Raw genomic sequence first — 1694 nt, forward strand, 5'->3', positions numbered from 1 at the left:
CGACGCGCCACCGGAGCGGGTGGCCGCCGAGGCCCCCTTCGGGGCCCGTGCCGCCCTGATCGCCGCCCGCCGCGGCTACAACGAGCTCAACGGCACCGTCTAGCTGCCGAAGCGGCGCTCGACGTCGGTGCGGGTGGGCATGGCGGTGGCGCCGCCCGGGGATTCGCAGACGAGGCCCGCCACCCGCAGCGCGAAGGCCACCCGCTCGACCCAGCCCGCCGGGTCGTCGGGCTCGCCGTCGAGAAGCAGGTCGGCGATCAGCGCGGCCATGACCGAGTCGCCGGCGCCGGTGGCGTCGATGGCGTTGACCTTGGGGGCCCGCACCCGTACCGGATCCGCACCGGCGGCGGCCAGCACCGCGCCGGCCGCACCGAGCGTCACCACCACCGTGGCCGCGCCCCCCGCACGCCCCGGACCCGCCCCCCCCCCCCCCCCGGCGCCCCCGGGGCCGGCCCCCCCCCGGGCCCACGCCCGTTCCGGGAACCCCGGTCGCGCCCCGCGCGTCCGATCACCCGTGCACCCGCGAACCCGCACCACCCTGACCGGCGCCGGTCTGACTGTCCTGCTGGCGCTCACCGGCTGCGCCGGAACGCGGAACGAAGGAGACGGCGTGTCCTCCGAGCAGAGCCCCTCCGACGCTCCCTCGACCGGCACACCGCCGTCCGCCGCCGCGCCGACCGGGCCCACCGATCCGACGCCGTCGTCCCCCTCCGGCCGCCCGTCGCGCTCGCGTGTCCCGCTGCCCACCCTGCGCCCGCCGACCGGGCCGCCGCGCAAGCCGACCGACGCCCGCAAGGCCAACGTGCTGGCCGGACGGATCAACCGGGGCGGCGACGGCCCCTGCTACGGCCTGGTCACCGACGACGGCCGGCAGTACGCGCTGCACGGCGCCGGCAAGGGCACCTTCACCGTCGGCACGACCGTCCTGGTGACCATCGGCCCGGCCGACCCGACCGCCGACTGCGGCCCGGGCACCCCGGCCAGCATCGTCGACATCAGCCCGGTCGGCTGACCGTCGCCCGACGCTCCCGGGCCACAGACGGGCCGGCGAAACGGCTGCCTGCCGACGGGGTCCTAGGCTGTCAACCATGACCGACCAGCGCGGCGGAGCCGTCGACGAGTCCTGCGTCCTCACCGAGGGGCCGTGGACGCACCGTTTCGTCGGCGCCAACGGCACCCGGTTCCACGTGGTCGAGGCCGGCACCGGGCCGATGGTGCTCTTCCTGCACGGCTTCCCCGAGCACTGGTGGGCCTGGCACCAGATGCTCCCGGCGGTCGCCGACGCCGGCTTCCGCGCGGTCGCCGTGGACCTGCGCGGTTACGGCGCCAGCGACAAACCACCCCGGGGATACGACGGCTACACCCTCGCCGCCGACATCGCCGGCCTGATCCGTGCCCTCGGTGAACGGTCGGCGACGCTTGTCGGCAGCGGCGTCGGCGGCATGGTGGCCTGGACGGTGGCGTCGTTCCACCCGTCGCTGGTCCGGCGGTTGGTGGTCCTGGGTGCACCCCACCCGCTGCGGTTGCGCGCCGCCATCTTCGCCGACCCACGCGGGCAGTTCGCCGCCTCCACCCCGGCGTTGAAGTTCCAGCTCCCCCGCTACGAGCACGTGCTCACCAAGGACGGCGGGGCGGCCGTCGGGGAGATCCTGCGCCGCTGGGCCGGGCCGCGCTGGGCCGCCAGCGGCGACTTC

Annotated in this window: 3 protein-coding genes and 1 pseudogene; 3 read left to right on the forward strand and 1 reads right to left on the reverse strand. The window is 76.7% G+C overall.

Annotated elements, in window-relative coordinates; genetic code table 11:
- A pseudogene (locus AB0J68_RS31955) lies at positions 1-103 on the forward strand (MBL fold metallo-hydrolase); the annotation flags it as partial.
- Here the strand turns inward: AB0J68_RS31955 and AB0J68_RS31960 are convergent.
- The gene (locus tag AB0J68_RS31960; protein ID WP_363942582.1) at positions 100-687 is read right to left on the reverse strand and encodes a PfkB family carbohydrate kinase; all 588 of its coding nucleotides are present in this window, start codon (positions 685-687) and stop codon (positions 100-102) included. The pseudogene AB0J68_RS31955 and the gene AB0J68_RS31960 overlap by 4 nt on opposite strands.
- On the opposite strand from AB0J68_RS31960, the gene AB0J68_RS31965 reads away from it, so the two are divergent.
- Positions 611-1012: a hypothetical protein gene (locus tag AB0J68_RS31965; protein WP_363942585.1), complete on the forward strand. Its 402-nt coding sequence runs from the start codon at positions 611-613 to the stop codon at positions 1010-1012. The genes AB0J68_RS31960 and AB0J68_RS31965 overlap by 77 nt on opposite strands.
- A 76-nt stretch (positions 1013-1088) precedes the next feature.
- The coding region (locus AB0J68_RS31970; protein WP_363942587.1) for an alpha/beta hydrolase at positions 1089-1694 on the forward strand (606 nt) is incomplete at its 3' end.

The sequence above is a fragment of the Micromonospora sp. NPDC049580 genome (assembly GCF_040675595.1).
Classification (GTDB): domain Bacteria; phylum Actinomycetota; class Actinomycetes; order Mycobacteriales; family Micromonosporaceae; genus Micromonospora.